The following is a 3207-nucleotide window of genomic DNA, read 5'->3' as shown; positions in this document are numbered from 1 at the left end:
CAAGCGTGCACCCAGGAATTCAAAAACGGGAAGTTATTTAATGCACGCCCCTTAACTGTGCAAAAAAGATATTTACAACGATATCAATATCCACTGCGAGCCTATATGCGCCGCCCCACCTTTTCGCTCCCACATCAAGGTAAAAAGCTAATATCAAATGGTTACACTTATATTCAAACTGACCCACCCTACAACACCGCCACTAAGTACATATAGCCGGTTAAAAAAGTATTACCTCAGCCCAATAATGTGAAGCGCCTTTTAAAGTCTTAATGTACTGGATATTATTTTCACAAATTACCCGTAAACTCTGCCATGTATACATCAATGTGCTTATTACAAACGGTAAAACCCTATGTCACACACTATCGGCCTATCTCGCTGGAGCGCTCCTGTTTTATTGTCGCTTTCAGGCATTGCATGCACTGGCGGCACAACGCCACCGGAATCCAGCACAACCTCGTCTAGCAACGCTATTCCTAGCAGTTCTTCGCAGCCCACAATCAGCTCTTCTCTCGCCCAATCATCGAGCAGTGCAGCGGTATCTTCATCGAGCATTGCTGTTTCTAGTAGCTCTGAAGCCATCAGCTCTAGCTCATCCAGCGAACCACAGGCTGTTAACCTGCCTTTAGTTATCGCCGTTAACGCGGGCTCTACCACTGCCGCAGACTATATGGGAACAACCTACCAAGCCGATATCTATTCTACCGGCGGAACAACGAATACGACAATGGACCCTATTAGCGGGGTTGCTGAGGGCGCGCTATTCCAAACTGAACGCTACGGTGCATACGGCTACTCTATTCCGGTAGTAGACGGCACCTATACCGTTGAACTGCACATGGTTGAGATGTACAACACCGCTGCTGGCGAGCGCTCTTTCGATACCAGCATCGAAAACACCAAAGTACTTTCGGCATTGGATTTGTATAGCCAAGTAGGCCACGACGGTGCTTACAGCTTTATTGCAGACCCTATTCGCGTTACCGATGGCAAGCTGGATATCACGCTAGCCCCCATAGAAGATCAAGGCACCCTGAGCGGCTTTGCCTTGTATTCAGCCGATGGCGGCATTGATACTAGCGTACCGGAGCCAGAACCTTCCAACTGTAATGGTTATGTCGGCATCACTTTTGATGATGGCCCCGCCGATACCAACAGATTTGTTAATGCGCTTAAGCAAAACGATCTTGTGCCTGTAACCTTCTTTGTTAATGGTGACAAAATTGGACAAAACCCCGGTGCAATAGCGCAGATGCTAACCGTGGGCGAAGTTCAAAATCACCTATACACCCACACAAACATGGAAAGGGCGGGCTACAACTACCAGCAAGCCTACAATGAACTACAACAAAACAATCAGGTCATCGAAGCTGCTGGCGCGCCCAAGCCCACGATATTCCGCCCACCAGAAGGCGCGTCTAACGCCGAGCATCAACGGGCGGCATCTGACCTTGGCATGATCACCATTACTTGGACGAACGACTCTTCGGATTGGATGGACGGGGTGAGCACATCCGCCATTGTTAATGCAGCCAACCAGCTGAACGACGGCGATGTGATTTTAATGCACGAAAACCAAGTAAATACCTTAGCGGCAATTCCGCAAATTGCAGCAAACTTAAAAGCGAAAGGCTTGTGCCCCGGCAGAGTTGATTCCAGCAATTCAAACGGCGGCAGAGGTAGAGCCATAGCGCCTTAGGTTTAGGCTTAAAAAAATAGAGTTTTTTCGCACACAATCGTAGTGCGTAAAGACTCTATTTCAAAGGAACTTCAGCCGGCATCTAGCTCGGCTAACGCACCGACTACAGGGTGTTTAAAGCTGTTAACTTCCACAATCTTAAGCGCAACACTTCTTAAACTTCTTACCACTACCGCAACTGCAAGGCTCGTTACGGGCAGGGGTTTTATCTTGCGTTACCGTAGTACCTTTATTTAACAATACCGTAAGCTCGGCAATAGACTCTACCGCACCCTCGCGCTCATCAAGCTGCACATTAGCAAACAAGCCTGCTTCGGCCACTAACGCCTCAATCTCTTGCTTTCGCGCCTGCTGGGTAACGATTAGCGTGAGCGGGTATTTTTTTGTGCCATTTTTTTGGATAGCATTGGTTTTGTAACCGCTCTCCACATGGTTTTGGCGCGCATCTTGGCGACCTTTAAAAAAGAATTTCGACATTTGACGATCCACTACTTCATTAAGAAAAGACTAAACGACAAGCTCCTAAAATAAGCCGTGCGGGCAGCACCACACTTTAGAAGAAGCCTTAGCCGTAAAAAGTGGCGGATTGTACACTACTCGCCTGATGTACCAGCGAATAACAACTTCAGAGATGGCTTCCTCAGCCGTTATTCACTTTGACCACGCAAAACACGGGCGCATCCCCTCCCCCGAAAAATGAAACCTTAGGGGCGTGCACGGAATAAGTTGCTGGAATTTGGTTTTGTGGGTGCACGCTTGGCGAGGCGAAAATATGGCGTAATAGCCGGCTATTGCAAATATTGTTAACGAAGACAACCGTGCACCCAGGAATTCAAAAACGGGAAGTTATTTCATGCACGCACCTTAGGGGCCCTAAAACATTTTTCGTAGCCCGACACTCCCATTATTCAGCTTTAAATACTCATGTGAAAAAGTTTGCTCAAATGCCATAAATACACTCAACCCATTTGGCATTACGGCCACGCCGCCAATACGTGCATTTAGCCAGTTTTGATCCGGTGCCTGATTCAAAAAATGAAGCCGCGGCGCATCAGGCCTATAATCTTCTGCAAACGTTGCCGTAAGCGTGCGCTGTTTATCACTCCACTCATGCAACCAATCCACATTCAACTGCACATTAATAACGCCGTATTCAAAACCAAACGCGCGACTCGCCTGCACACCCAAAGTACTTTGCACCGATTTCTCTATTTGTTTATCAAAGGCCAACGTCATGGGGGTTTGGCCACTTTCGTCAAAGGCATCCAATGTTGTTCTGCGGTGTGCCACCCCAAAGCGGGGTCCAACAGTAAAGGCAGACCAATTGAAATCATAGCTGCCATTCAGCGCTGCATTTAAGCTAAAACTTCGGCTTCGGCTTTGGGTGCGCGCATACGGAATTTCAATAATCACTGTAGTGATAAAGTCTTGCGCTGCAGCGGTATCATCCTCCCCGTCAAGCATTACAACATCGGTTCTAGGAGACACAATAACCGTTTGACGCC

Annotated in this window: 4 protein-coding genes; 2 read left to right on the top strand and 2 right to left on the bottom strand. The window is 47.8% G+C overall.

What is annotated here, in order from left to right; all coding sequences use genetic code 11:
• Together AC3A8L_RS20750 and AC3A8L_RS20745 are read left to right on the top strand one after the other, a co-directional pair.
• Positions 1 to 216 (top strand): hypothetical protein (locus AC3A8L_RS20750; RefSeq protein WP_487964183.1); only part of this gene is annotated, 216 nt, incomplete at its 5' end.
• 139 nt (positions 217 to 355) lie between these two features.
• Positions 356 to 1702 carry a malectin domain-containing carbohydrate-binding protein gene (locus AC3A8L_RS20745; protein WP_487964182.1) on the top strand — a complete coding sequence of 449 codons (1347 nt, stop codon included), beginning with the start codon at positions 356 to 358 and terminating at the stop codon, positions 1700 to 1702.
• A 138-nt stretch (positions 1703 to 1840) separates the two neighbouring features.
• Here the strand turns inward: AC3A8L_RS20745 and AC3A8L_RS20740 are convergent, their stop codons facing one another.
• On the bottom strand, positions 1841 to 2179 hold the full coding sequence (locus AC3A8L_RS20740) for a PBPRA1643 family SWIM/SEC-C metal-binding motif protein (RefSeq protein ID WP_487964181.1): 339 nt from the start codon (positions 2177 to 2179) through the stop codon (positions 1841 to 1843).
• A 396-nt stretch (positions 2180 to 2575) separates the two neighbouring features.
• The coding region (locus AC3A8L_RS20735; RefSeq protein WP_487964180.1) for an autotransporter domain-containing protein at positions 2576 to 3207 on the bottom strand (632 nt) is incomplete at its 5' end.

It is taken from the genome of Marinagarivorans sp., assembly GCF_982758155.1.
The sequence above is the reverse complement of the archived record's forward strand: the minus strand, read 5'-3'. Positions and strand labels throughout refer to the sequence as shown.